The organism is Pantoea sp. OVA07A (genome assembly GCF_019969975.1).
Classification (GTDB): Bacteria; Pseudomonadota; Gammaproteobacteria; order Enterobacterales; family Enterobacteriaceae; genus Pantoea; species Pantoea agglomerans.
Window position 1 is genome coordinate 409,870 of record NZ_JAHXYM010000004.1, and the last position, 24,094, is coordinate 433,963.

Consider the following 24,094-nt stretch of genomic DNA (forward strand, 5'->3'; position numbering starts at 1 on the left):
AAAAGGGCCGACAACATTGTCGGCCCACAGGTTATATCAGTTCTTAGCGTGTCGCGTTAGAGGGCGCCTTCATATATCGGAAGAAGTCGCTATCCGGGCTTAACACCATCACATCCTGATCGCTATTGAAGCTGTTTTCATAGGCACGCAGGCTACGAATAAAGGCGTAGAAGTCAGGATCTTTGCTGAACGAATCGGCAAACAACCGCGCCGTTTCCGCATCACCGTCACCGCGTGTAATCAGCGCTTCACGCTGGGCTTCAGCCAGAGTACGGGTGACCTGGTAATCGGCCTGGGCGCGCAGTTTTTCCGCCTCTTCCTGACCCTGTGAACGCTGGCTACGCGCTACCGCTTCACGCTCAGCACGCATACGGTTAAAGATCGCATCAGACACTTCAGTCGGCAGGTTGATCTGCTTGATACGAACATCCACCACCTGAATACCTAACGCCGCCATACTGTTCGGGTTTGGTGCTGGCTCGCTGCTGTTGGTTTCACGCTCGACACGGGCCGCGGCACTGGCAATCGCGTCATCAGCCGCAGGGGTTGCGATTTCATCATCGTTGCCTGCAGAGCCGGTATTCAGCGCGTCACGCACATCGGTAGTCAGACGACCACGGGAGTCCGTTACGATATCTTTCACATCCAGACGACCCATCTCAGAACGCAAGCGGTCACTGAACTTACGTTTCAGCAGCACTTCCGCCTGAGAGACATCACCGCCACCGGTGGCCAGGTAGTAGCGACTGAAGTCGCTGATACGCCACTTGATGTAGGAGTCCACGATCAGATCTTTCTTCTCTTTGGTGACGAAGCGATCGGCCTGGTTATCCATGGTCTGGATACGCGCATCCAGCGTTTTAACCGTTTCCAGGAATGGAATCTTGAAATGCAGACCCGGCTCAAACACCTGCGGTTTGTTTTCGCCGTCGCGCAGGACTTTACCGAAGCGCAGAACAATGCCTCGCTGCCCTTCCTGCACCACAAACAGGGACGCATAGAGCGCCACCAGCACGACAATGATTAAAAATACTATTGGCTTACGCATCGATTACTCTCTCCCTTCGCGCTGGCTGTCGCTGCGCTGAGCATTTGCCCGACGCTGATCCATGATGTTGTCCGGACTGTATGACGACGTGTCATTGCGGCTGGCACTGCTATCGGAGCGCGCAGGCAGCGAAGAACCATTCGCGCCTTTCTGACCATTCTGGCCCGATGAAGTCTGTCCGCCACGCATCAGTTGATCCAGCGGCAGCACCATCAGGTTATTACTCCGATCGTTAACCAGTACTTTGCGGGTATGGCTCAGCACACGTTCCATGGTCTCGATATAGAGACGCTCTTTGGTGATTTCCGGTGCAGCTTTATACTCAGGCAGGATCTTGGCGAAACGCGCCACCTCACCCTGCGCTTCCAGAACGGTACGCTCTTTGTAAGCGCGTGCCTCTTCCAGAATACGTTGCGCCTGGCCGTTAGCACGAGGCTGAACTTCGTTGGCGTAAGCTTCGGCTTCGCGAACGTACTGCTCGCGGTTTTCGCGTGCGGCAATCGCGTCATCAAATGCAGACTTCACCTCTTCCGGCGGACGTGCAGCCTGGAAGTTGACGTCCAGCACCGCGATCCCCATGTTATAAGGGCGAATCGTCTCGTCGATTTCACGCTGGGTATCGCTACGCACCACGGTACGACCTTCGGTCAGGATGCGGTCCATGGTAGAGCGACCAATCACGCCGCGCAGTGCGCTGTCGGTAGCCTGACGCAGGCTGTCGTCCGCGCTGGTCACAGCATAAAGATAACGTTCCGGATCGGTCACGCGGTACTGCACGTTCATCTCCACGCGTACTACGTTCTCATCCGAAGTCAGCATGACGCCAGAAGCAGCCAGTTCGCGCACCGATTCAACGTTAACCGCACGCACCTGATCAACGAATGTCGGCTTCCAGTTCAGGCCGGGTTCGACCAGATGACTGAACTTACCGAAGCGCGTCACCACGCCACGTTCCGCTTCTTTGATGGTGTAGAAACCGCTTGCAGCCCAGATGACTACAGCAGCAACAGCCACGATACCAACAATTTTGCCACCGCTGCCGGAGCCGCGCTGACCGTTGTCGTTCTGTTTGCCACCGCCCAGTCCACCAAGCTTCTTGCTCAGCTTACGGAAGATATCATCCAGATCAGGAGGCCCGGATTCCCGTCCTCCCTTATTCCCCCCAGAGTTGCCGCCTTGATTATTGCTGCTTCCCCACGGGTCGCGGTCCTGTCCGTTATTTCCGGGCTGATTCCACGCCATGTTTCTACTCCATTTATTGTAATTACGATTTTTACCCTTCAGCTTTCGGATTGCAGCGGTGTTGGCTGCCTTCGCTCACCCCGGTCACTTACCTGCGTAAGCTCCCGGGGTTTCACTCAGTTGCCGCCTTGCTGAAATCCAAAATACTCGGGTAACGCCAGCGTATTCGGGTCTGCAAAGAAAGTGCGACAATCTTCAATTTTTAAGGTAAATGCGTTTGGGCAACATCAAACAATGTAACTGGTCAGCGACGGTTCCTGCTTACATAAACGCATCCACTCAATAATGGGCATACGTATCTGCAATCCTACACTGCCGTCTTCTTCATTCCACTCTTTCTCAATCGCCTGCAGCTGATAGAAACGGCTGCGAAGTCGCCCCGCTTCCGGTGGCAGACGTAATGCGTGCTGGGCTATTTCACCCGCCAGACGCTCAGACAGCGCCTGCCATAGCAACGGAATGCCTGCGCCTGTCTGGGCGGAAAGCCAGACGCGGATTGGCAGGTTCTCTTCGTTACGATCGATACGCGGTTCGAATCCGTCGAGCATATCGATTTTATTCATCACCAGTAACGTCGGGATTTCGTCCGCTTCAATCTCTTCCAGTACGGCATCGACGGCGGCGATATTTTCCGTGACGCGAAGGTCAGCCCCATCAATCACGTGCATTAACAGCGTCGCCTGACGAGTCTCCTGCAGCGTGGCTTTAAAAGCGGCAACCAGATCGTGAGGAAGATGGCGAATAAAGCCTACCGTGTCCGCCAGTACCACGTCCCCGACATCAGCAACATTCAGACGGCGCAGTGTGGGGTCGAGCGTCGCAAACAGCTGGTCTGCGGCAAAGACATTGGCGGAGGTCATGGCGTTAAAGAGGGTCGACTTGCCGGCGTTGGTGTAACCCACCAGCGAAACCGTTGGCACATCCGCTTTGGCTCGTGACTGACGTCCCTGCTCACGCTGTTTTTCAACTCGCTCAAGACGAGACAAAATCTGACTGATACGGCCGCGCAACAGCCGGCGGTCCGTTTCTAACTGCGTTTCACCCGGGCCACGTAAACCAATCCCGCCTTTCTGGCGTTCAAGGTGGGTCCAGCCGCGCACCAGACGTGTCGCAAGATGGCGCAGCTGTGCCAGCTCAACCTGCAATTTACCTTCGTGGGTACGTGCGCGTTGGGCAAAGATATCCAGAATTAAACCGGTGCGATCAATGACCCGGCATTCGCACAGGCGCTCGAGGTTTCTTTCCTGAGCGGGCGTAAGGGCATGATCGAATAATACGACCGATGCTCCTGTTGTTTTTACCGCATCGGCAATTTCAACGGCCTTTCCTTCACCGACAAAATACTTGGGGTGTGGCGCTTTGCGGCTGCCAGTAACCACTTGCAGCGCCTCAACGCCAGCAGAAGAGACCAGGGTTTCAAACTCCTGCAAATCTTCTACTTCTTTGTCTTGGGAGAACCAGATGTGTACCAGTACGGCCTGCTCACCGGCTTCATAACGGTCAAACAAGCTATAACCTCGCTAAATAAAAGACCAGGACGGAAAACCGCTGTTCTCCGTTCCTGGCTGTACGGTGACGCGTTATTCTGCGTTATCACCGTCTTGTTGTGGCTGTGGCTGCGCAGTTGTGTTGCTGCCGCCATGATGGTAATTGTTGCTGCCGCCACCGGTATTATTGCTATGGTGAGAAACCGGGCGTGAAGGAACAACGGTAGAAATGGCGTGCTTATACACCATCTGACTCACCGTGTTTTTCAACAAAATGACGAACTGATCAAATGACTCAATCTGACCCTGCAACTTAATACCGTTAACCAGATAAATCGAAACCGGAACACGTTCACGACGCAGTGCGTTCAAAAACGGGTCTTGTAATGATTGCCCCTTAGCCATTCTATCTTTTCCTTATATGCTTGTTGTTTGTTGCAAGTAGAACCTATGGTTCTGAAAAAACTGCGTAAAAATTTGCGCACGATAACCCATCAATTGTACACAATCACCCATGCTTCGCACTAAGAACCTGTAACACTGTATCACGCGCCAGCCGGGGCTCGTCACTGTCAAGCCAGTGAACATTTTCCCAACCGCGTAACCAGGTCATCTGTCGCTTAGCAAGCTGCCGGGTTGCGCAAATTCCCCGATAAACCATCTCGCTGTAATCGATTTCGCCCGACAAATAAGACCACATCTGACGATAGCCAACACAACGAATGGAAGGCATGTCCGTATGCAAATCACCTCGTGCAAAAAGGGCCCGAGACTCCGCTTCAAATCCTGACGCCAACATCTGCTCAAAACGCAACGCGATGCGCTGGTGCAGCAATTCACGGCTCGCGGGGGCGATGGCAAACTGTTGCACGTCGTAGGGTAACGCTTCACCGGATGTTTTTGTCAGTTCCGTTAAAGTTTTACCCGAAATAAAAAAAACTTCCAGTGCTCGCGAAAGTCTCTGCGGATCATTCGGATGAATACGACTGCCGGCAACCGGGTCGATTTCACACAGCTGGCGGTGTAAAGCTTCCCAGCCTTTTTCACGCGCCGTTTGCTCTATCCGCTGACGAACGTCGGGATCGGCCGAGGGCAACGGCGACAATCCTTCAAGTAACGCCTTGAAGTAGAGCATGGTTCCACCAACAAGCAACGGTATTCGTCCGGCTTCAACGATATCCGCCATTTCTGCTAAAGCATCCCGCCGGAACTCCGCTGCCGAATAGGCTTCAGCGGGATCGCGAATGTCGAGCAGACGATGGGGTGCCACTGCTAACTCCTCAGCCGACGGTTTCGCCGTACCAATATCCATCTGACGATAGATTAAGGCAGAGTCTACGCTGATTAGTTCCACTGGTAACCGCTTACGCAATTCAATTGCTAAAGCAGTCTTGCCAGAAGCCGTGGGTCCCATCAAAAAAATAGCCTTTGGCCGGCCAGCCTGGTTTAATTCACTCATGCTTCAACGCGTTGATCGCGCTCTCAATCTCTATGGGCTGTAATAAGCCTGAAGGCGGCGATTTCAGCAGCTGTGGGCAAAGCCGTTCAAGCTCTGCCAGCAGGTTGATCGCCTGTGAGTGATTCCAGTCGGAGGACTCTGTATCCTGACGCCGCGCCAGCCACTGGGCCAGTTGCGTCGCAGAGATCTCCTGCTGCCGGGCGAGATAGCCTAACAGCTCAGGAATCAAGATTTGTAAATTTTGTGTTCGTAACGGTAAAGGCACCGCGCGTAAGGTCACGTGGTCACCTTCGGGCTGAAGATCAATACCCATCTGATTGAGCAGGCTGCTCTTTTCTTTTGCGGCCTGCCGTTCATCGAGGGCGATTTTGAGCCGCACCGGAATCAGCAGAGGTTGCGGTTTAAGTCCCTCTTCACCCGGTTCAAGCTGCGCCTGTTTCAGCCAGCGCGCCGCGACCGGCAGCGCCATCAGCATTAACTTCTGATCCTGCTCCAGCAGCGCATAGTGGTTTTGCAACACGGTCAGTACCCGGCCAAAGCTCTGGGCATGCGCGGCCAGCGGCGAGGGTTTTTCGGCCGGACGCGGTGCCGGTTCACGGTTTTTTGGCGGCGGCGTGGCGCTGACAGGCGTTTTCAGCAACTGCTGATAAACCGCGCCTTCACGCTGACGATACACGTTCTCTTTGTTTTGCCAGGCCGGCGCCGCTGCGGGCGGTGTTTGCCGCGTGGAGGCTGAAGATTGATTCTCGCTGGCGGGCGCTGCAGGCTGCGCAAAATGATTCCCCCCCGCCGCCTGACGGTTTTCCGGCTGCCAGCGCGGTGCGGCTTCTTCTGCCTGCAGCGCAGGCAAAATGGGTGACGCTATCGCCTGTAACGCGCTGACCACGCCCTGATAAATAAAATCATGCACCAGGCGTGACTGATGAAAACGCACTTCATGCTTGGCCGGGTGAACGTTGACATCCACCTGATGCGGATCGATCTCCAGATAGAGCACGTAAGCGGGCTGCTGGTCATCCTGGAGCTGGGTCTGGAAAGCCTGGCGAATAGCGTGATTAATCAGCTTGTCGCGCATCATCCGGCCATTGACGTAGCAATATTGTAACTCGGTGACCTGGCGCGAACCGGCGGGATCGGCGACCCAGCCGCGCAGCGAGAGATCATCATGCTGCCAGTCAATTCGCAGCGCATGCTGAATAAACGTGGTGCCGCAGATAGCTGCCAGTCGCCGTTCGCGCTGGCTCTCCTCGCTGACGGCCCGATACTGACGCATCATTTTGCCGTTGTGGCTCAGTGAAAGCGCGACATCAAAACGCGCCAGTGCAATACGACGGATCACTTCGTCGATATGACCGAACTCGGTTTTCTCTGTGCGCATAAATTTGCGGCGCGCTGGGGTGTTATAAAACAGATCCAGCACTTCGAGCGTGGTCCCACACGGATGCGCAGCCGGTTTAACCGTTACCGTCATATCACGCCCTTCCGCATAGGCCTGCCAGGCTTCGGTTTGATCGGCGGTACGTGAGGTTAAGGTCAGGCGGGAGACAGAACTGATACTGGCGAGCGCTTCACCGCGAAAACCCAGGCTCATAATCGCTTCCAGGTCATCCAGTGAGGCGATTTTACTGGTGGCGTGTCGGGCCAGTGCCATCGACAGCTCGCTTTTCACGATGCCGCAGCCGTTGTCACGGATGCGGATAAGCTTTGCGCCCCCCTTTTCAATATCAACGTCAATGCGCGTTGCACCAGCATCCAGGCTGTTCTCCACCAGCTCTTTTACAACCGATGCAGGACGTTCAACCACTTCACCCGCCGCAATCTGGTTTGCCAGTTGGGGCGGTAAAATTTGTATCGGCATGGTTTTCCTTTTAGCTGGTCGCCCGGCGCAGCGGCCGGGCAAACAATCAGGATGCAGGGATTTTCAGGTTCTGCCCCAACATGACGTTGGTCGATTTCAGATTATTGGTCTGCATTATCGCTTTCGGGCTGACGCCATAATGTGCGGCAATGCCGGTCAGTGAATCCCCCACAACCACTTTATGACGCACAACGCCGCGTGGCGTGGCGCGCGTGGTGCGGCTGGCGGCCGCACTGGCCGGCACTTTCAACCGCTGTCCGACCCATACCACATCCCGCTTCAGGGTGTTCATTTCACGCAGGGTCGACATGCTGACGCCATACTTCGCGGCAATCCCGGAGAGTGTCTCACCGCGCGTAACCGTATGGCGCTGAGTTACGCCGGTATATTGCGTCACCCCGGTCGCCGGGTTGCTGGCGACGTTAACCGCTGGCGACGAGCCCAGCGGCCGGTTTTCCTCCTTTGGGATGGATTGCAGCGGGTGCGCCAGGAAATAAGTGCGCAGACCTTTATAGATCGACTGCGCAATCTTATCCTGGTGTGCGCTACTGCCAAGCAGTCGCTCCTCCGAGGAATTACTGATAAAGCCGGTTTCCACCAGCAAAGAAGGAATATCGGGTGAACGCAGCACGCCAAGACTGGCATGCTCAGGCAGACGTTTATGCAGCGATGTCACGCTGCGCATCTGCTGCAACACTTTCTGGGCGATGTCATAACCGACCCGCTGCGAGTGACCGAATTGCAGGTCAAGTACTGCCTGGCTGAGGTAGGGGTCGGCCTGACTGTTAGCCAGCAGGTCACCTGCGCCGCCCAGCAGCTCAGACTGTTTCTCTTTCTGCTCCAGCCAGTTAGCCATCTCGTTATTGGCCCGGCGGTTTGATAATACCCAGACCGATGCACCGGTCGCCGCATGGCTCGGCGCAGCGTCAGCATGAATTGAAACCAGCACGTTGGCGTTGGCTTTACGCGCCACGTCGGAGCGGCCCATAACCGAGATAAAATAGTCGCCATCACGTGTCAGGACGCCTTTAAACATCGGATCGTTATTCAGCAACACCCGCAGTTTACGTGCAATTGCGATTGTGACGTTCTTCTCTTTCAGTCCGCGCTGCCCGATAGCGCCGGGATCCTGACCGCCATGTCCGGCATCAATCGCCACAATCACGGTATCGTTCTGGCTGACGGCCCGGCCAGGACTCACGGTGCTGGCTATGCTGGTCACGGACGTCACCGGATTCGAATTAAAGGGGTTCGCCGCTGCGGCACTCTGGGTGGGCACGCGCGTCGGGGCCGTTACCGGCGCAGGCACACTGCGCGTAACAGCAGGCGGCTTACCGGTAATGGTGAAGACCACGCTGTAGCTGTTGCCATTGCGCTGGGTGACCGCCCGGGTTTTACCCGCCTGCGTCAGCTCAAACACCAGCCGCACGCTCTGTTTATCTTTCGGGGTGCTGGTGCGAATTCGCTTTACGATGTTTTCGCCGCTGAAATTTAACGGCAGCCCCTGAACCACGCCGCTCTGGCGCACATCAAGCACCACACGGTCAGGATTGCGCAGCGGGAAGAAGCCATAGACAGGTTGTCCGGCAAAGTTCAGGGTGATGGTTGCCTGGCTGTCGCCATTGGCGACTTTGATATCCGACAGGGTGGCAGCAAACAGGGGTGTACAGACCAGCAGCAACAGTGTCACCAGCGCTATTTTCATCCGTGACATCATGCCTGATCCCTGCCCTGACCAAATTGTTCAAGCCATTGCTGGCCCGACGAGGATTGTGCCGTCAGTTCCGCTTCACGCGCCTCACCCACGTAACGCAGCGTTAGCGTGAGATCGGGCGGCGGCAGAAAACCGGCGCCCTGCTGCGGCCATTCAACCAGGCAGATAGCATCGCCGCTGAAATAGTCGCGGATGCCCATGAATTCAAGCTCTTCAGGATCGGCAAGACGATAGAGGTCGAAGTGATAAAGTGTACGGTCGTCCAGCGTGTAAGGCTCAACCAGCGTGTAAGTAGGGCTTTTGACGTTGCCCTGATGGCCCAGCGCCTGCAGAAAGCCGCGGCTGAAGGTGGTTTTACCCGCCCCCAGATCGCCATAGAGATAAATCACTGCCGCGCTGCCACAGGCGCGCGCCAGCTGAGCGCCCAAACTGAGCGTAGCCGCCTCATCGGGCAAAGAGATAACACAGGTCTTCATGCTTCTTTATTCATCTCAGGATTAACAAACTGCCACAGCAGATCCAGTAAATCAGTTGCCAGCATACCGCGCGTACCACGTTCCGCAGCGACCGCATCGGCCGCGGCACCATGTGCAACGCAGCCGGCGCAGGCCGCATCAAACAGCGTCAGTTTCTGGCCCACCAGCGAGGCGATGATTCCACTCAGGAGATCGCCCATACCGCCGGAGGCCATACCGGCATTGCCCACGTCAGCAAAGGCCATTTCACCCTGCTCGCTGGCAATCAGCGTACCGGCGCCTTTCAGTACCACTACGCCACCATAACGCTGCGCCAATGTCTGCGCTGCATGTAAGCGGTCACTCTCAATTTCACTGGTCTCGGTATTCAGCAAACGCGCCGCTTCTCCAGGATGCGGCGTAATAATGCGATTCTGACGTTTCTCCGCACTGATTGCCAGCAGGTTAAGTGCATCCGCGTCCCAAAGCATCGGCTTTTCACTGCTCGCTACCCGCTTCAGCGCACGCTTTCCCCAGTCGCGCTGACCCAGACCGGGCCCTATCGCAATGACATCGGCCCACTCCAGCGCCTCCGTCAGGCGCTCATCGGTCAGTTCATCGACCATAATTTCGGGCCGGGCGGTCAGGATCGGAATAATATTATCTTTGTGAGTAAGTACTCGCACTAACCCACTACCGCTGCGCAACGCTGCTTCTGCCGTCATCCGCACCGCGCCAGCGGTACCGGCATCGCCCCCCACTACCAGCAGCCGGCCATGACTGCCCTTGTGCGAGGTTGGTTTGCGCGGCTTGAGCCAGCGGGTTAATGCGCTGGCATCATAACGCGCAATGGGAGCTACTTCGCCCGCCAGAAAAGCGGCCAGGCCGAGATCGGCATAGTAAAGCTCTCCGATGTAATCTCGCGCTTTGCCAGTGATCTGGCCCGGTTTAAGAGCGACCACACTCAGCGTATGGCTGGCATTGATTACCTCACCGGGCGCGGTGCCATTGCGGGCTGATAAGCCGGAAGGCATATCAATGGCAAGTTTCGGCGCCGCATGGGCGTTCGCCTGCTGGATCAGCGTGGCATAGGGTTCTTCGGGCGCACGATGACTGCCGGTTCCCAGCAGCGCATCCACAATCACATCGATCTGCTCTGGCCAGACCGCATCGGCCGCATGAATTTCACCGCCCGCATCCAGCCACGCGTCACGTGCACGCTGCGCCTCTTCAGGCAACGCTTTTTTACTTTCGCACGCCAGCAGCGTAACGGTTTTGCCCGCCGCCTGTCCCAGTCGCGCCAGCACATAACCATCGCCACCGTTATTGCCGTGACCACACAGAATCAGCCAGTGGCTGGCCTCTGGCCAGTGCGCAGTCAGATGCTCGTAAGCGGCCTGTCCGGCACGCAGCATCAGCTCATACAGCGTAATGCCGAGCGCATCGGCCCCCTGTTGCTCAAGCTGGGCCACAGCCTGCGCAGGCCAGACAGAATATGGTAAACTGCGGCTGTTTTTCTTCGAATCCTGGTTACTCATGTCATACCCTCTCGATCTTCATCAATTCGCACAACAGATTAAACAGTGGGGATTAGATCTCGGCTTTCAGCAGGTCGGCATCACCGATACCGATCTCAGTGCGGAAGAGCCGCGCCTGCAGGCGTGGCTGGATAAGCAGTATCATGGCGAGATGGAGTGGATGGCGCGACACGGCATGATGCGGGCGCGTCCTCATGAACTGCTGCCCGGCACGCTGCGCGTTATCAGCGTTCGCATGAACTACCTTCCGGCCAAAGCCGCCTTTGCCAGCACGTTGAAAAATCCCCAGCTGGGCTATGTCAGCCGTTATGCATTAGGTCGTGATTACCACAAAGTATTGCGCAATCGACTGAAAAAGCTCGGAGAAATGATCCAGCAGCATTGTGGCGAGCTTAATTTTCGCCCGTTTGTGGATTCGGCCCCGCTGCTTGAGCGGCCGCTGGCAGCCAAAGCGGGACTCGGCTGGACCGGCAAACATTCGCTGATACTGAATCGGGAAGCAGGCTCATGGTTTTTCCTCGGCGAACTGCTGATCGATATTCCGCTGCCGATAGATACACCGCAGCAGGAGCAGTGTGGCCGCTGTGTCGCCTGCATGACCATCTGCCCTACCAGCGCGATCGTTGAGCCCTACGTCGTGGATGCCAGGCGCTGTATTTCCTATCTCACCATTGAGCTGGAAGGCGCGATCCCGGAAGAGTTTCGCCCGCTGATGGGCAACCGGATATATGGCTGTGATGACTGCCAGCTGATCTGTCCGTGGAATCGCTATGGACAACTCAGTGACGAAAGCGATTTTTCACCGCGAGCGGCGCTACACGCCCCTGAGCTGATCGATCTGTTTCAATGGGATGAAGCGAAGTTTTTACGCATCACTGAAGGCTCAGCGATTCGCCGCATTGGTCATTTACGCTGGCTGCGTAATATTGCAGTGGCGCTGGGTAACGCGCCCTGGTCGCCCGAAATCGTTCAGGTACTGGAACAACGACTCGGTGAAAGTGACCTGCTGGATGAACATATTCTGTGGGCAATCACGCAGCAGCAGCAGAAACGCGAGCAACTCGTGGTTGAAGTGCAACCTGCCCAGCAGAAGCGCCTGGTTCGTGCAGTAGAGAAGGGTTTACCGCGTGATGCGTGATTGAACAGCTTGATCGCGAATTATCGTTTTCCACATGCTGTGAATAAAAATAAAAAGCTGTTGTCATTCAACTGCAACAACGCTGATTTTGCTGTTAAATAACAAATTGAAATATTTTCATAATGATAAATATCAACAACTTATATAAAAGTTGTGTTTATTTAATAATGAGGCTATCGCTTCGGTTAACCTGCAAGGTTGTGGATAACTCTGTTCAAAAGCCATTTACAGATCGCCGTAACAGGCGCAGATGATGGGGTGCAGTGCTGTGGATAACCTTCATGAAACAATCAAAATCACGCGACGTAAAACAGTCGGCTAACGGACTGAAATGAGGGTGATGTTAAATCTGGAGCGGGAAACGAGACTCGAACTCGCGACCCCGACCTTGGCAAGGTCGTGCTCTACCAACTGAGCTATTCCCGCATAGAAGGGCACTGCTAAATAAAACTGGAGCGGGAAACGAGACTCGAACTCGCGACCCCGACCTTGGCAAGGTCGTGCTCTACCAACTGAGCTATTCCCGCAAAGAGGGTACTGCTTACATTTTAAAACTGGAGCGGGAAACGAGACTCGAACTCGCGACCCCGACCTTGGCAAGGTCGTGCTCTACCAACTGAGCTATTCCCGCGCCTTGTACCGTTAATAAATTCTTCACCGGTACGGGGTGCGCATTATACGAGAAATCGTTGCTGCTGCAAGCGTCTGAAAGCAAAATTTTTCGCTTTCCGCGCGTTTGCTGATTAAATCAGCAACCTGGTGATTTCATGCGCACCCGTCGCCGATTAAAGCTGCAAAAAGTGTTCGCGGTAGTACGCCAGCTCCGCCACGGACTCACGGATATCATCCAGAGCCTGGTGCGTCCCCCCTTTTTTGAAGCCAGGAAGGATATCGGGTTTCCAGCGACGAGCCAGCTCTTTCAGGGTACTGACATCCAGATAACGATAGTGGAAATACGCTTCCAGCTCAGGCATATACTTAAACAGGAAACGACGATCCTGCCCGATGCTGTTGCCGCAGATAGGCGAGGTGTTCGCCGGAACCCACTGTTTCAGGAACTCAATGGTCGCCAGCTCTGCTGCGCGATCGTCAATCTGACTCTCCTTCACCCGCGCAACCAGACCGCTGTTGGTATGAGTGCGGACATTCCACTCATCCATCAGCGCCAGTTGCGCATCAGACTGATGAACGGCCATGACCGGCCCTTCCGCCAGAATGTTCAGGTTGGCATCAGTCACCAGGGTCGCAATTTCAATAATGCGATCGTGCGTCGGATCAAGTCCGGTCATCTCAAGATCAATCCAGATCAGATTCTGTTCATTTCCAGTAGCCATGCTGTTTCCTGCGGTTGCTGTAGTCGTCATTTACGATGAATAAGGTGTATCATAGACGTTTTGCCCAGCCGGGCGAAATCTGGCTAACGCTGTGAGGGTGAGTGAGTAAAAATAAACTGTCGAAGGGCCAACAACGCCGCGTAAGCGCTAACCACGATCGCCGTCTCAACCAACGCAGAGAGCGTCCGGAAGCGGATGACAACCTGTTTGGTGAAGCTGCAGATGGGGTCGTTGTCAGCCGTTTTGGCATGCACGCTGATGTTGAGGATAGCGCAGGCGTCGCCCACCGCTGCAATATCCGCCGAACCATTCGTTCGCTGGTTACCGGCGACCGGGTGCTGTGGCGTCCGGCAACCAGCGGCAACAAAGGTATTGTTGAAGCGGTGCATGAGCGCACCAGCGTATTAACCCGCCCCGATTTTTACGACGGCGTGAAGCCGATGGCGGCGAATATCGACCAGATCATCGTCGTCTCCGCAATCCTGCCTGAACTGTCGTTAAACATCATCGACCGCTATCTGGTTGCCAGCGAAACGCTGGATATTGAACCGTTGCTGGTACTGAACAAAACCGATCTGCTGGATGACAAGGCGCGCGCCTTTGTCGATAAGCAGATGGATATCTATCGCAATATTGGCTATCGCGTGGTGATGGTCTCCAGCCGGGCGAAAAACGGCATGGACGACCTGAAAGCGGCGCTGACCGACCGCATCAGTATCTTTGCCGGTCAGTCTGGCGTCGGCAAATCGAGTCTGCTGAATGCCCTGCTCGGCTTCGACAAAGAAGAGCAGGTCGCTATTCTGACTAACGAGGTTTCGGATGGCTCAGGCTTAGGCCAGCACACCACCACCGCATCGCGCCTTTATCACTTCCCGGACGGCGGCGATGTGATCGATTCACCTGGCGTGCGTGAGTTCGGTTTATGGCATCTTGAGCCGGAACAAATTACCCGCGGATTTGTCGAATTCCGCGCATTCCTTGGCGATTGCAAATTCCGCGATTGTAAACACGGCAGCGATCCCGGCTGTGCCATTCGCGAAGCGGTCGAACAGGGCAAAATCAACAGGTCCCGTTTTGATAACTACCACCGTATCCTGGAGAGCATGGCGCAGGTAAAAACGCGTAAAAATTTCCCTGATAGTGAAAGTTAATCGGTATAACCGCGTCTGAACGGATAAGCCGGGGCATTTTGCGAGGTGCATTCCAGTCGCGCGTCCAGACCGTGCAGCGTGCCGGAATTCGGGTATAGTCGCCATCTGAACGGGGCGCTGCTACAATCCGCCCCCTTTTTTACAACGTCATAAAATAGCCAGGAGGCTAAGGTGTTTGATCGTTTAAAACTCGGCTTGAATCATATTCTCCCGAAGAAATGGCTGACTGAACTTGCCGGTTGGGGCGCCAGTCGCCGCGGTGGTTGGTTGACCAAACTGGTCATTGACATCTTTGTCTGGTTTTACAAAGTCGACATGGCGGAAGCGCGTAAGCCCGATACCGCCAGCTATCGCACCTTTAATGACTTTTTCGTTCGTCCGCTGAAAGACGATGCGCGTCCAGTGGATGCCGATGCCAATCTCATCGCCCTGCCCGCGGATGGCGCTATCAGCCAGCTCGGCCACATTGATGGCGATCAGATTTTCCAGGCTAAAGGTCATCACTACACCATTGACGCCCTGCTGGCAGGTGATGAGCGGATGGCGGCACAATTTGTTGATGGCGAGTTCGTCACCACCTATCTGGCGCCCCGTGATTATCACCGCGTCCATATGCCGTGCAACGGCATCCTGCGTGAGATGATTTATGTGCCTGGCGACCTCTACTCCGTCAACCCGCTGACCGCGCGTAATATTCCCAACCTGTTCGCCCGTAACGAGCGCGTCATCTGCTACTTCGAAACCGATATCGGGCCGATGGTGCAGATCCTGGTGGGTGCCACCATTGTCGGCAGCATCGAAACCGTCTGGGCTGGCACCATCACGCCACCGCGTGAAGGCGTGATCAAGCGCTGGCACTATCCGGCAGCGGATGATGAAAGCGCCGTGGTGCTGTTGAAAGGCCAGGAAATGGGCCGCTTCAAGCTTGGCTCTACCGTTATCAATCTGTTCGCACCTGGCCGCGTCAAACTGGCTGAAAGCCTGGAAGCAGAAAGCAAAACCCGTCTGGGTCAACCGCTGGCGATTGCGCTGCCGGTCGCGACAGACATTTCCGACGTCATCGTCGATTAAATTGAGTGTCCTCTGTGCGTTCGATTCTCCTCCTGCTGCTGAGCCTGTGGCTCAGCAGCCCGGCCTTCGCGGCCAGCCTTCCTGATGCCAGCCAGCTCAAACAGCAGCTGGAAGAGATAAAATCGGCCAAAAGTTCACCCTCGCAGGCTGAACAGATCCAGACGATTGAAGCCGCCTTAAACTTTCTCTCTGAACGCGATGAATCGCTGGAGCGCGCGGCGCAATATCAGCAGGTTATTGATGATTTTCCGCGTCTGGGGCGCGAACTGCGTCAGCAGATCGCCGCGCTGAGTGACAGCGGGAAAACCGTGCGCAACAACATGAGCAGCGCCGAGCTGGATCAGGAGATCCTGCAGGTCAGCAGCCAGCTGCTGGAAGAGGGCCGTCAGGCACGGCAGGAGCAGGATCGGGCGCGGGAAATCAGTGATTCGCTGTCGCAACTGCCGCAGCAGCAGACGGAAGCACGCCGGGCGATGACGGAGAGTGAACGCCGTTTGCAGAGCGTCAGCAGCAGTTCGCCACAGGGGCAGCTGCAGCTGGCGGCTCGCCAGGCGGAAAGCGCCGCGAATAAAGCGCTGGTCGATGAACTTGAGCTGGCACAGCTCTCTGCCAACAACCGTCAGGAACTGGCGCGGATGCGGGCTGAAGCCCACCAGCGCAAAGCGACTCAGCTCGATAACTATCTTCAGGCGCTGCGCAACCAGCTCAACGATCAGCGGCAACGTGAAGCCGAAGTCGCGCTGGCCCGCACCGAGCAACTGGCAGAAAACAGTGGCGATCTTCCGCCAGAGATCAGCGATCAGTTTCGGGTTAACCGCGAACTCTCGGTTGCCCTGAATCAGCAGGCGCAGCGCATGGATCTGGTGGCGTCGCAGCAGCGACTGGCCACCAACCAGATTATTCAGGTCCGTCAGGCGCTCTCTACCCTGCGTGAACAGTCGCAGTGGCTGGGTGCCTCTAATCTGCTGGGCGAAGCGCTACGGGCGCAGGTCGCACGTCTGCCGGAGATGCCCAAGTCGCAGCAGATTGATAATGAGATGGCACAGCTTCGCGTGCAGCGTCTCAATTATGAAGATCTGCTGGAGCGCCAGGAGGCGCTGCGCAAGGGACGGCAGGCCGATGGTCAGCCCTTCACCGCAGACCAGAAGCGTATTCTTGATGCGCAGCTACGCACTCAGAGGGAACTGCTCAATTCGCTGATCTCCGGCTGTGACACGCTGATTCTGGAGATCACCAAGCTCAAGGTTGGCAACACGCAGTTGCAGGATGCGCTGACGGAAGTCAAAGAGGCGACGCACCGCTATCTGTTCTGGACCGCCGACGTTAACCCGATTGGTTTGAGTTATCCGCTGGATCTGGCCAAAGATCTTTCCCGTCTGCTGTCGCTGGATACGCTGGGTCAGCTCGGCAAAGCGATGGCGATGATGTTTACCAGCCGCAACTCGGTGCTGCCGATTATTGGTGCGTTGCTGCTGGTCGGCTTCAGCATCAGTTCGCGCCGCCACTTCAATGCTTTCCTTGACCGTTCCGCCAGCAAAGTCGGCAAGGTCACGCAGGATCGTTTCCGCCTGACTATCCGTACCCTGTTCTGGTCTATCCTGGTGGCGCTGCCGCTGCCGGTGTTATGGGGTGCGTTGGGTTATGGCCTGCAGAACGCCTGGCCCTACCCTATCGCCGTAGCGATTGGTGATGGCATTACCGCCACGCTGCCGCTGCTGTGGGCGTTTATGATCAGCGCTGCCTTTGCCCGTCCTAACGGCCTGTTCATTGTGCATTTCCGCTGGCCGCAAAACCGGGTGGCGCGCGCCATGCGCTACTACTCGCTGAGCATCGGATTAATTGTGCCGCTGATTATGTTGCTGATCGCCTTTGGTAATCTGGAAGATCGGCAGTTCTCCTCGTCGCTGGGTCGTCTCTGTTTCATCCTGATCTGCGGGGCAATCAGCATTGTGACCGTCAGCCTGAAGCGTTCCGGGATTCCGCTCTATCTCGATAAAGAGGGAAATGGCGAGAACATGGTGAACCGGATGCTGTGGAACCTGATGATCGCTATGCCGCTGATGGCTGCCCTCGCCTCCGCTGTGGGTTATCTGGCTACCGCGCAGGCGCTGCTGGCGCGACTGGAGACCTCTGTCGCCATCTGGTTCCTGTTGCTGGTTATCTATCACATTATCCGGCGCTGGATGCTGATTCAGCGTCGCCGTCTTGGCTTTGATCGCGCCCGTCAGCGCCGTGCCGATATGCTGGCTAACCGTGCGCGCAGTGAAGAGGAGAAGGAGCAAGGCTCTCTGAACACTGATGCGATTGAAATTGAAGAGCCGGTAATTGACCTGGATGCGATCAGTGCGCAGTCGCTGCGGCTGGTACGCTCTATCCTGATGCTTATCGCCCTGGTCTCCGTGATTGTGCTGTGGTCAGAAATCCATTCGGCCTTTGGCTTCCTGGAGAATATTCAGCTGTGGGACGTCAGTACCTCAGTGCAGGGCGTAGAGTCGATCCAGCCCATTACCCTGGGGTCGGTGCTGATCGCCATTCTGGTGTTTATTATCACCACCCAGCTGGTGCGCAATATGCCCGCGCTGCTTGAGCTGGCGCTGTTGCAGCATCTTAATCTGACGCCAGGTACGGGTTACGCCATCACCACACTGACCAAATATCTGCTGCTGTTGATTGGCGGGCTGATTGGTTTCTCAATGATTGGTATTGAGTGGTCAAAGCTGCAGTGGCTGGTTGCCGCGCTGGGTGTGGGACTGGGGTTTGGTTTGCAGGAGATTTTTGCCAACTTTATCTCAGGTCTGATTATCCTGTTCGAAAAGCCGATTCGTATCGGCGATACCGTGACGATCCGCGACCTGACCGGCAGTATCACGCGAATTAATACCCGCGCGACCACCATTACCGACTGGGACCGCAAAGAGATCATCGTGCCGAACAAGGCCTTTATCACCGAGCAGTTTATTAACTGGTCGCTGTCCGATTCCGTGACGCGCGTGGTGCTCACCATTCCGGCTCCGGCGAAAGTCAGCAGTGAACAGGTGACCACCATTCTGATCCAGGCGGCTGAGCGCTGCAGCTATGTCCTGGACACGCCGCAACCGGAAGCCTTCCTGGTCGATCTGCAGCAGGGCATTCAGTTATTTGAACTTCGTGTGCATGCTGCTGAGATGGGACACCGTATGCCGCTGCGTCACGAACTGCATCAGTTGATTCTCAGCGGATTTGATCAGCACGGTATTGAGATGCCGTTCCCGCCGTTCCAGATGCGTATGGAAACCCTGGGTAAGAAGCTGCCTGCCAGCAACGGTACACCCGCTGCCCGCGCCTATAAGTCTGGCGGACTGTAATGCAAAACGCCCGGCAAAGCCGGGCGTTATTGCAAGTCTGAGCCGTCAGTTACTGCTTAACGAACTCTTCGCCCTGGGCGATATCTTTCTTCAGCGTATCCAGCATGCCTGACAGCGCCTGCTGTTCGTAAGCGCTGAGGGTACCAATCGGCCTGCGTTCAGCCACACCGTTTTTACCCAGCAGCAGCGGCTGGGAGAAGAAGCGCGCATGTTCACCCTCGCCTTCTACGTAAGCACACTCCACCACATTAGCTTCACCCTTCAGCGCGCGTACCAGTGACAAACCGAAACGTGCAGCTGCCTGACCCATCGACAGCGTGGCCGAGCCGCCACCCGCTTTGGCTTCCACCACTTCGGTGCCGGCGTTCTGGATGCGTTTGGTCAGATCGGCCACTTCCTGATCGCTGAAGCTGACGCCTTTAACCTGCGACAGCAGCGGCAGAATGGTTACGCCAGAGTGGCCACCAATGACCGGGACTTCCACCTGGTCAGGCTGCTTGCCTTTCAATGCAGCCACAAAAGTATTGGCGCGAATGATATCCAGCGTGGTCACGCCGAACAGCCGATTTTTGTCGTAAACACCGTGCTTTTTCAGCACTTCTGCCGCAATGGCCACGGTGGTATTGACCGGGTTGGTGATGACACCAATCAACGCTTTAGGTGCCGTTGTGGCAACCTGTTCGATCAGGTTACGGACGATGCCTGCGTTAACGTTAAACAGGTCGGCGCGATCCATACCGGGCTTACGTGCGACACCCGCGGAAATCAGTACCACATCGGCACCCTGTAAGGCAGGCGTGGCGTCTTCTCCACTGAATCCCTGAATAGCCACTGCGGTAGGAATATGGCTGAGATCAACGGCAACACCCGGCGTAACCGGCGCGATGTCATACAGCGAGAGTTCTGAACCTGCGGGAAGCTGGGTTTTGAGCAGAAGTGCGAGCGCCTGGCCTATGCCGCCAGCGGCACCGAGAACGGCAACTTTCATTCTTAACTCCTTATTAAGGTGGGGCAGAGATGGGCCGAAATTCTATCTGTGTCAGACCTTAATCAACTGCTCAGGCGATGATAAATATCCGTTGTTAATTCTACGTGTTTTCACACTTAATCTCCGGATTCAAAAGTTACTTATCATTGCACCTGAATGACCGACAACTTTGCCGTCGTCAGACAGAGAACGGCTACGTGCGTTTTCTGTTACTACACCACCAATAATATAACAACTTTGCAACCTTCGCCTTCCGGGGCTGTGACACGTGTTTTGGTCTGAGCGGATTTATTTGCTATTATCGCCGCCCGCTAGCCGCCCGGACGCTGCTCATCAATCGAACGATTGCATAAAAATGCATATAAATGCATAATCACCACTCTGCCGCGGGCGGATGCGCGGTTATTCTCTCTATTTATTGGTAACCTATGCGAAACCCATCGAAACAAGACGATCTGGTTAAGGCTTTCAAAGCCTTATTAAAAGAAGAAAAATTCAGTTCCCAGGGCGAAATTGTTCAGGCGCTTCAGGACGAGGGCTTTGAAAATATCAATCAGTCCAAAGTCTCGCGAATGCTGACCAAGTTTGGCGCAGTGCGCACCCGGAATGCCAGGATGGAGATGGTCTATTGCCTGCCCGCTGAGCTGGGTGTGCCGACCACCACCAGCCCGTTAAAAAACCTGGTACTGGATATCGACTACAACGATGCTCTGGTAGTGATTCATACCAGTCCCGGCGCAGCGCAGCTGATTGCACGTATGCTGGATTCACTGGGTAAGTCGCACGGGATTCTGGGTACCATCGCTGGCGATGACACAATCTTTATTACCCGCGCGCGCGACTTCACCGTTAAGCAGCTGCACGGCGCCATCCTCACCCTGTTTGAACAGGAACTCTGATCGCGGACTGACGACCGGCCATCATGCGCCAGATCGTCAGTTCGTTCTCTCTGCTCACCCCTTTCCACGACAGTTACCCGCTCTGGATAAGTAATAAGCCTGCTTTTACACGCCCGGCTGTTTGTCAGATCGATAACTCTGCTTCACTTTATGCGCTATTTTACACTGCTTTACATCACTGAACCGGCACCATTGCCCGGATCCAGATCAAACTCCAGCCCGATATACCTCCAACTTTCGCACTAAAAGTTAAAGTGATCTATCTCACTGTTTTTGCAATTAAAAGTGGCTTAAAGGTTACTTTTTACCCTTTTTTTATAACGTTAAGTTATTAAAAGTAGCCATAAGGATAAAGAATCACAAAAAAACATTATTAGCGGAGTATTAATTTCTTACGTTATTAGTTCTATACTTCTTTTCGTGATGCAAATCACACTAAATAAAAAGATAAAAATAGACGACGAGGAAAAATCTATGAACGTAAAAACTACCATTGCTACCCTGAGCATTCTCTCCGCACTCTCATTTGGTGCTGTGGCAGCAGAATCTATTGATGCGTCACAGGCGCAGAATCTGCAGGCTGTCGGCACCATCAGTGTCAGCGGCGTGGCGGGTTCACCGATGGATATCAAACAGAAACTCAGCGACAAAGCCGATCAGCAGGGCGCAAAAGCCTATCGCGTGATTGAGGCATACAACAACGGCAACTATCACGCTACCGCCGCACTGTATAACTAAGGCGTAACCGATAATGCCATCTGCTCTCTGTCTGACGCGCCCTTTTGCGCTCCGGAGAGCTGAAGCAGAAATTTCAGGAGAGTTGACCATGAAAATGAAATTAGCTATCGCTGCACTGAGTCTGGCATCCCTGTTCTCAGTGGGTGCTAACGCCGCCAGCCTGGTGTCCAATGAACAGGCACAGGGTCTGCAGCCAATGAATCAGACCATCAGCATTGGTGGACGAAATGGCGACCAGACGCATATCCGTCAGGTGCTGTCAGAGAAAGCGGATGCCCAGGGCGCAAGCCACTATCGCATCATCGAAAACAACCAGGATAACACCTGGCATGTCACCGCTGAGCTTTATAAATAATTAACCGTGATGACGCCTGAAGGGCGTCAGAAGATATCGACGACCCGCCTTTACGAGTAACCGCAGGTTGTTGAATGTATTGAGGAGATAATCATGAATATCAAAACAACCATCGCTACAGTCAGTCTGCTTTCCGTTATGGCGTTCGGCGCATCAGCCGCACAGCTGGTCACCGGCGATCAGACGCAGAACCTGCAGCCTGCGGGCACCGTGACCATCAGTGGAACCGCGGGATCGCCAATGGATTACCGCGCTGAGCTTTCTCAGAAAGCGGATGAACAGGGTGCCAGCGCCTATAAAGTTATTGAGGCGCGCACCGGCGATAACTATCACATCACCGCACAGCTTTATAAATAATTCCTCGTCAGATGTATGACGAACCCTTTGGCCCCGCTCGCCGGGGCCTTTTTTTATCTGACGTTTTATCTGACATTAAAGTGAAGCTGACCTTCCAGCTCCTCTTCCGCTTCATCAAATAACAGAATCAGCGCGCCATAACGCCGTCGCTGTCCCCTGCCCAGATTAACAAACTCAATCTCCAGCGGCAGCGGTAACAGATCGCCCGTCACCACATCCCATAATCCATCCAGATCGCAGATGCGGCGCTCCTCCAGCGCAAATCGCTCGCTGAACTGGCGGAAGAAATGGGCCTGATCGACAATTTCATTAAAATCAAAACGCTCGATTTTCATGCTGACGGCTCCCATGCTCCGTCTGCGGGCGACCTGCGTCGCCCGTTACTGTCCGCTAGCTCAAACCGCCCAGGTGCAGCGCTTTGACCTCCAGATACTCTTCCATGCCGAGTACCGAACCTTCGCGGCCCAGCCCCGACTCTTTCACACCACCAAACGGCGCCAGCTCGGTTGATACGGCACATTCATTAATGCCGATCATGCCGCTTTCCAGCGCGGCTGAAACACGGAACACCCGCTGCAGATTCTGCGTGTAAAAGTATGCGGCAAGGCCGAACGGCGTATCGTTAGCGCGACGGATGACCTCATCTTCATCATCAAAGCGGAAACAGGCAGCCACCGGACCAAAGGTCTCCTCCTGCGCGAGCTGCATCCCTTCGTGCGCCTCAGTAATCACAGTGGGCTGCCAGAAGTTGCCACCCAGCGCATGTCGCTCGCCACCCGCCAGTAATTTGCCGCCTTTTGCTACCGCATCATTGACGTGCTGCTCAACCTTTTCCACCGCCGATGCCTCAATTAATGGCCCGACAATCACCCCCTCTTCCATGCCGTTGCCCACCTTCAGCTTGTTCACTTCGGTAGCCAGCTGCTGAGTAAAACGATCATAGATTGCATTGTGAATGTAGAAGCGGTTTACGCTGACGCACACCTGGCCCGCATTACGGAATTTGTTGGCAATGGCGCCCTGCACGGCGGCATCAATATCGGCATCGTCAAACACGATATAAGGGGCATTACCCCCCAGCTCCATCGACACTTTTTTCATGGTTTCGGCAGCATTACGCATCAGCAGCTTGCCCACCTGGGTGGAGCCGGTGAACGAGATTTTACGTACCGCTTTGCTGGCCATGATGGCATCGCTGATAGCATGGGTATCACCGGCTACCGCATTCAGTACACCATCAGGCACGCCTGCCTCCTTCGCCAGCGCCAGCAGGGCAAAGGCGGAGAGTGGCGTGTTATTGGCAGGTTTAATAATGCCGGTGCAGCCGGCAGCCAGAGCTGGCCCCAGTTTGCGGGTCAGCATCGCCATCGGGAAATTCCACGGCGTAATGGCAGCCACAACGCCAATCGGTTCGCGGGTTGCCAGAATACGGGAGCCGGGTTTAGCTGGCGGAATAATCTCACCATTGGTCCGTTTCGCCTGCTCGGCGAACCACTGAATAAAACTGGCGGCGTATTCAACTTCCCCTTCCGCTTCTTTCAGGGGCTTGCCCTGTTCGGTCGTCATCAGCTGTCCCAGCCAGCGCTTGTTCTCAATGATCAGCTGGTACCAGCGAGTGAGAATTTCAGCGCGCGCTTTTGCAGTCTGCGCCCGCCAGGCGGGAAATGCGCGCTCCGCTGCGGCGATAGCCTGTTCCGTTTCAGCTTTACCCGCTTTTGCCACCTGTGCAATCACCTCACCGGTCGCCGGATTGGTCACGTCAAAGGTAGAAGCCGCCTGATGCCACTGGCCGTCCGCTAAATAGCCGGTCCGGAACAGTTCGCTCTCTTGCAGTGATTTCATTGATTCGCTCCTGTCAGTTTTGCTCTTCCGTCTGGAGAGTATAGTTGGCAAAAGCGACAGATTTTGTGATGGGTGG

The 24,094-nt window shown here is 55.2% G+C and carries 21 protein-coding genes and 3 tRNA genes; 8 read left to right on the plus strand and 16 right to left on the minus strand.

Translation table 11 applies throughout. The annotated features are described in order from the left end of the window. Positions 1-43: 43 nt before the first annotated feature. From hflC to nnr, 9 genes are all read right to left on the minus strand, one after another. Positions 44-1,048 (minus strand): protease modulator HflC, encoded by a 1,005-nt coding sequence (gene hflC / locus LC417_RS15660; RefSeq protein WP_010256123.1) that lies wholly within the window; start codon positions 1,046-1,048, stop codon positions 44-46. 3 nt (positions 1,049-1,051) lie between these two features. Beyond that, positions 1,052-2,290, minus strand: a complete 1,239-nt coding sequence (gene hflK / locus LC417_RS15665; RefSeq protein ID WP_033758916.1) for an FtsH protease activity modulator HflK — start codon at positions 2,288-2,290, stop codon at positions 1,052-1,054. A gap of 227 nt (positions 2,291-2,517) precedes the next feature. Beyond that, positions 2,518-3,798: a ribosome rescue GTPase HflX gene (gene hflX, locus LC417_RS15670; RefSeq protein WP_010256119.1), complete on the minus strand. Its 1,281-nt coding sequence runs from the start codon at positions 3,796-3,798 to the stop codon at positions 2,518-2,520. Positions 3,799-3,870: 72 nt separating this feature from the next. Then, a complete protein-coding gene (gene hfq, locus LC417_RS15675; RefSeq protein ID WP_010256116.1) occupies positions 3,871-4,182 on the minus strand; it encodes an RNA chaperone Hfq in 312 nt (103 codons plus the stop codon). A gap of 103 nt (positions 4,183-4,285) precedes the next feature. Further along, a complete protein-coding gene (gene miaA, locus LC417_RS15680) occupies positions 4,286-5,236 on the minus strand; it encodes a tRNA (adenosine(37)-N6)-dimethylallyltransferase MiaA (protein WP_010256112.1) in 951 nt (316 codons plus the stop codon). Continuing rightward, positions 5,229-7,094 (minus strand): DNA mismatch repair endonuclease MutL, encoded by a 1,866-nt coding sequence (mutL, locus tag LC417_RS15685; protein ID WP_010699808.1) that lies wholly within the window; start codon positions 7,092-7,094, stop codon positions 5,229-5,231. Before mutL ends, miaA begins: the two co-directional genes overlap by 8 nt. 46 nt (positions 7,095-7,140) lie before the next feature. Then, complete coding sequence (gene amiB, locus LC417_RS15690; RefSeq protein WP_223566124.1) at positions 7,141-8,811, minus strand: N-acetylmuramoyl-L-alanine amidase AmiB; 1,671 nt, start codon at positions 8,809-8,811, stop codon at positions 7,141-7,143. Beyond that, on the minus strand, positions 8,808-9,284 hold the full coding sequence (gene tsaE, locus LC417_RS15695) for a tRNA (adenosine(37)-N6)-threonylcarbamoyltransferase complex ATPase subunit type 1 TsaE (RefSeq protein ID WP_010256103.1): 477 nt from the start codon (positions 9,282-9,284) through the stop codon (positions 8,808-8,810). Before tsaE ends, amiB begins: the two co-directional genes overlap by 4 nt. Then, on the minus strand, positions 9,281-10,801 hold the full coding sequence (gene nnr, locus LC417_RS15700) for a bifunctional ADP-dependent NAD(P)H-hydrate dehydratase/NAD(P)H-hydrate epimerase (protein ID WP_223566125.1): 1,521 nt from the start codon (positions 10,799-10,801) through the stop codon (positions 9,281-9,283). Before nnr ends, tsaE begins: the two co-directional genes overlap by 4 nt. Between nnr and queG the strand changes: the two genes are divergently transcribed. Next, positions 10,800-11,939 (plus strand): tRNA epoxyqueuosine(34) reductase QueG, encoded by a 1,140-nt coding sequence (queG, locus tag LC417_RS15705; protein ID WP_010256097.1) that lies wholly within the window; start codon positions 10,800-10,802, stop codon positions 11,937-11,939. The genes nnr and queG overlap by 2 nt on opposite strands. Positions 11,940-12,289: 350 nt before the next feature. Here queG and LC417_RS15710 read toward each other — a convergent pair. From LC417_RS15710 to orn, 4 genes are all read right to left on the minus strand, one after another. Then, positions 12,290-12,365 (minus strand) — tRNA-Gly (locus tag LC417_RS15710). Positions 12,366-12,390: 25 nt separating this feature from the next. After that, positions 12,391-12,466: transfer RNA gene (locus LC417_RS15715), tRNA-Gly, on the minus strand. Positions 12,467-12,494: 28 nt separating this feature from the next. Next, a tRNA-Gly gene (locus LC417_RS15720) sits at positions 12,495-12,570 on the minus strand. Positions 12,571-12,724: 154 nt separating this feature from the next. Next, positions 12,725-13,273: an oligoribonuclease gene (gene orn / locus LC417_RS15725; protein WP_010256094.1), complete on the minus strand. Its 549-nt coding sequence runs from the start codon at positions 13,271-13,273 to the stop codon at positions 12,725-12,727. Positions 13,274-13,374: 101 nt separating this feature from the next. Between orn and rsgA the strand changes: the two genes are divergently transcribed. From rsgA to mscM, 3 genes are all read left to right on the plus strand, one after another. Next, positions 13,375-14,424, plus strand: a complete 1,050-nt coding sequence (rsgA, locus tag LC417_RS15730; RefSeq protein WP_050680383.1) for a small ribosomal subunit biogenesis GTPase RsgA — start codon at positions 13,375-13,377, stop codon at positions 14,422-14,424. Between the two features lie 171 nt (positions 14,425-14,595). Then, positions 14,596-15,495, plus strand: a complete 900-nt coding sequence (gene asd / locus LC417_RS15735) for an archaetidylserine decarboxylase (RefSeq protein ID WP_010256089.1) — start codon at positions 14,596-14,598, stop codon at positions 15,493-15,495. Between the two features lie 14 nt (positions 15,496-15,509). Beyond that, positions 15,510-18,839 carry a miniconductance mechanosensitive channel MscM gene (gene mscM / locus LC417_RS15740; RefSeq protein ID WP_223566126.1) on the plus strand — a complete coding sequence of 1,110 codons (3,330 nt, stop codon included), beginning with the start codon at positions 15,510-15,512 and terminating at the stop codon, positions 18,837-18,839. 49 nt (positions 18,840-18,888) lie between these two features. Here mscM and mdh read toward each other — a convergent pair whose 3' ends face one another. Then, positions 18,889-19,827, minus strand: a complete 939-nt coding sequence (gene mdh / locus LC417_RS15745; protein WP_010699812.1) for a malate dehydrogenase — start codon at positions 19,825-19,827, stop codon at positions 18,889-18,891. Between the two features lie 428 nt (positions 19,828-20,255). On the opposite strand from mdh, the gene argR reads away from it, so the two are divergent. The 4 genes from argR to yhcN (LC417_RS15765) all read left to right on the plus strand — a co-directional run bounded on the left by argR (position 20,256) and on the right by yhcN (LC417_RS15765) (position 22,176). Next, positions 20,256-20,726: a transcriptional regulator ArgR gene (gene argR / locus LC417_RS15750; RefSeq protein ID WP_010256080.1), complete on the plus strand. Its 471-nt coding sequence runs from the start codon at positions 20,256-20,258 to the stop codon at positions 20,724-20,726. Positions 20,727-21,200: 474 nt separating this feature from the next. Next, on the plus strand, positions 21,201-21,464 hold the full coding sequence (gene yhcN / locus LC417_RS15755) for a peroxide/acid stress response protein YhcN (RefSeq protein WP_022623941.1): 264 nt from the start codon (positions 21,201-21,203) through the stop codon (positions 21,462-21,464). Between the two features lie 88 nt (positions 21,465-21,552). Then, a complete protein-coding gene (locus tag LC417_RS15760) occupies positions 21,553-21,819 on the plus strand; it encodes a YdgH/BhsA/McbA-like domain containing protein (RefSeq protein WP_010256074.1) in 267 nt (88 codons plus the stop codon). A gap of 93 nt (positions 21,820-21,912) precedes the next feature. Continuing rightward, a complete protein-coding gene (gene yhcN / locus LC417_RS15765; RefSeq protein WP_010256072.1) occupies positions 21,913-22,176 on the plus strand; it encodes a peroxide/acid stress response protein YhcN in 264 nt (87 codons plus the stop codon). A 65-nt stretch (positions 22,177-22,241) separates the two neighbouring features. On the opposite strand, the gene LC417_RS15770 is transcribed toward yhcN (LC417_RS15765), so the two are convergent. Then, positions 22,242-22,511 carry a hypothetical protein gene (locus LC417_RS15770; RefSeq protein WP_010256069.1) on the minus strand — a complete coding sequence of 90 codons (270 nt, stop codon included), beginning with the start codon at positions 22,509-22,511 and terminating at the stop codon, positions 22,242-22,244. A gap of 55 nt (positions 22,512-22,566) precedes the next feature. Beyond that, a complete protein-coding gene (locus tag LC417_RS15775; RefSeq protein ID WP_010256067.1) occupies positions 22,567-24,018 on the minus strand; it encodes an NAD-dependent succinate-semialdehyde dehydrogenase in 1,452 nt (483 codons plus the stop codon). Between the last annotated feature and the right edge of the window lie 76 nt (positions 24,019-24,094).

Coding starts and splice junctions, on each gene's coding strand:
- LC417_RS15775 (WP_010256067.1), bottom strand. CDS start 24,018: ATGAAATCACTGCAAGAGAGCGAACTGTTCCGGACCGGCTATTTAGCG.
- yhcN (WP_010256072.1), top strand. CDS start 21,913: ATGAATATCAAAACAACCATCGCTACAGTCAGTCTGCTTTCCGTTATG.
- tsaE (WP_010256103.1), bottom strand. CDS start 9,284: ATGAAGACCTGTGTTATCTCTTTGCCCGATGAGGCGGCTACGCTCAGT.
- argR (WP_010256080.1), top strand. CDS start 20,256: ATGCGAAACCCATCGAAACAAGACGATCTGGTTAAGGCTTTCAAAGCC.
- mutL (WP_010699808.1), bottom strand. CDS start 7,094: ATGCCGATACAAATTTTACCGCCCCAACTGGCAAACCAGATTGCGGCG.
- hflK (WP_033758916.1), bottom strand. CDS start 2,290: ATGGCGTGGAATCAGCCCGGAAATAACGGACAGGACCGCGACCCGTGG.
- LC417_RS15760 (WP_010256074.1), top strand. CDS start 21,553: ATGAAAATGAAATTAGCTATCGCTGCACTGAGTCTGGCATCCCTGTTC.
- hflC (WP_010256123.1), bottom strand. CDS start 1,048: ATGCGTAAGCCAATAGTATTTTTAATCATTGTCGTGCTGGTGGCGCTC.
- amiB (WP_223566124.1), bottom strand. CDS start 8,811: ATGATGTCACGGATGAAAATAGCGCTGGTGACACTGTTGCTGCTGGTC.
- mdh (WP_010699812.1), bottom strand. CDS start 19,827: ATGAAAGTTGCCGTTCTCGGTGCCGCTGGCGGCATAGGCCAGGCGCTC.
- nnr (WP_223566125.1), bottom strand. CDS start 10,801: ATGAGTAACCAGGATTCGAAGAAAAACAGCCGCAGTTTACCATATTCT.
- hfq (WP_010256116.1), bottom strand. CDS start 4,182: ATGGCTAAGGGGCAATCATTACAAGACCCGTTTTTGAACGCACTGCGT.
- LC417_RS15770 (WP_010256069.1), bottom strand. CDS start 22,511: ATGAAAATCGAGCGTTTTGATTTTAATGAAATTGTCGATCAGGCCCAT.
- yhcN (WP_022623941.1), top strand. CDS start 21,201: ATGAACGTAAAAACTACCATTGCTACCCTGAGCATTCTCTCCGCACTC.
- queG (WP_010256097.1), top strand. CDS start 10,800: ATGTCATACCCTCTCGATCTTCATCAATTCGCACAACAGATTAAACAG.
- orn (WP_010256094.1), bottom strand. CDS start 13,273: ATGGCTACTGGAAATGAACAGAATCTGATCTGGATTGATCTTGAGATG.
- miaA (WP_010256112.1), bottom strand. CDS start 5,236: ATGAGTGAATTAAACCAGGCTGGCCGGCCAAAGGCTATTTTTTTGATG.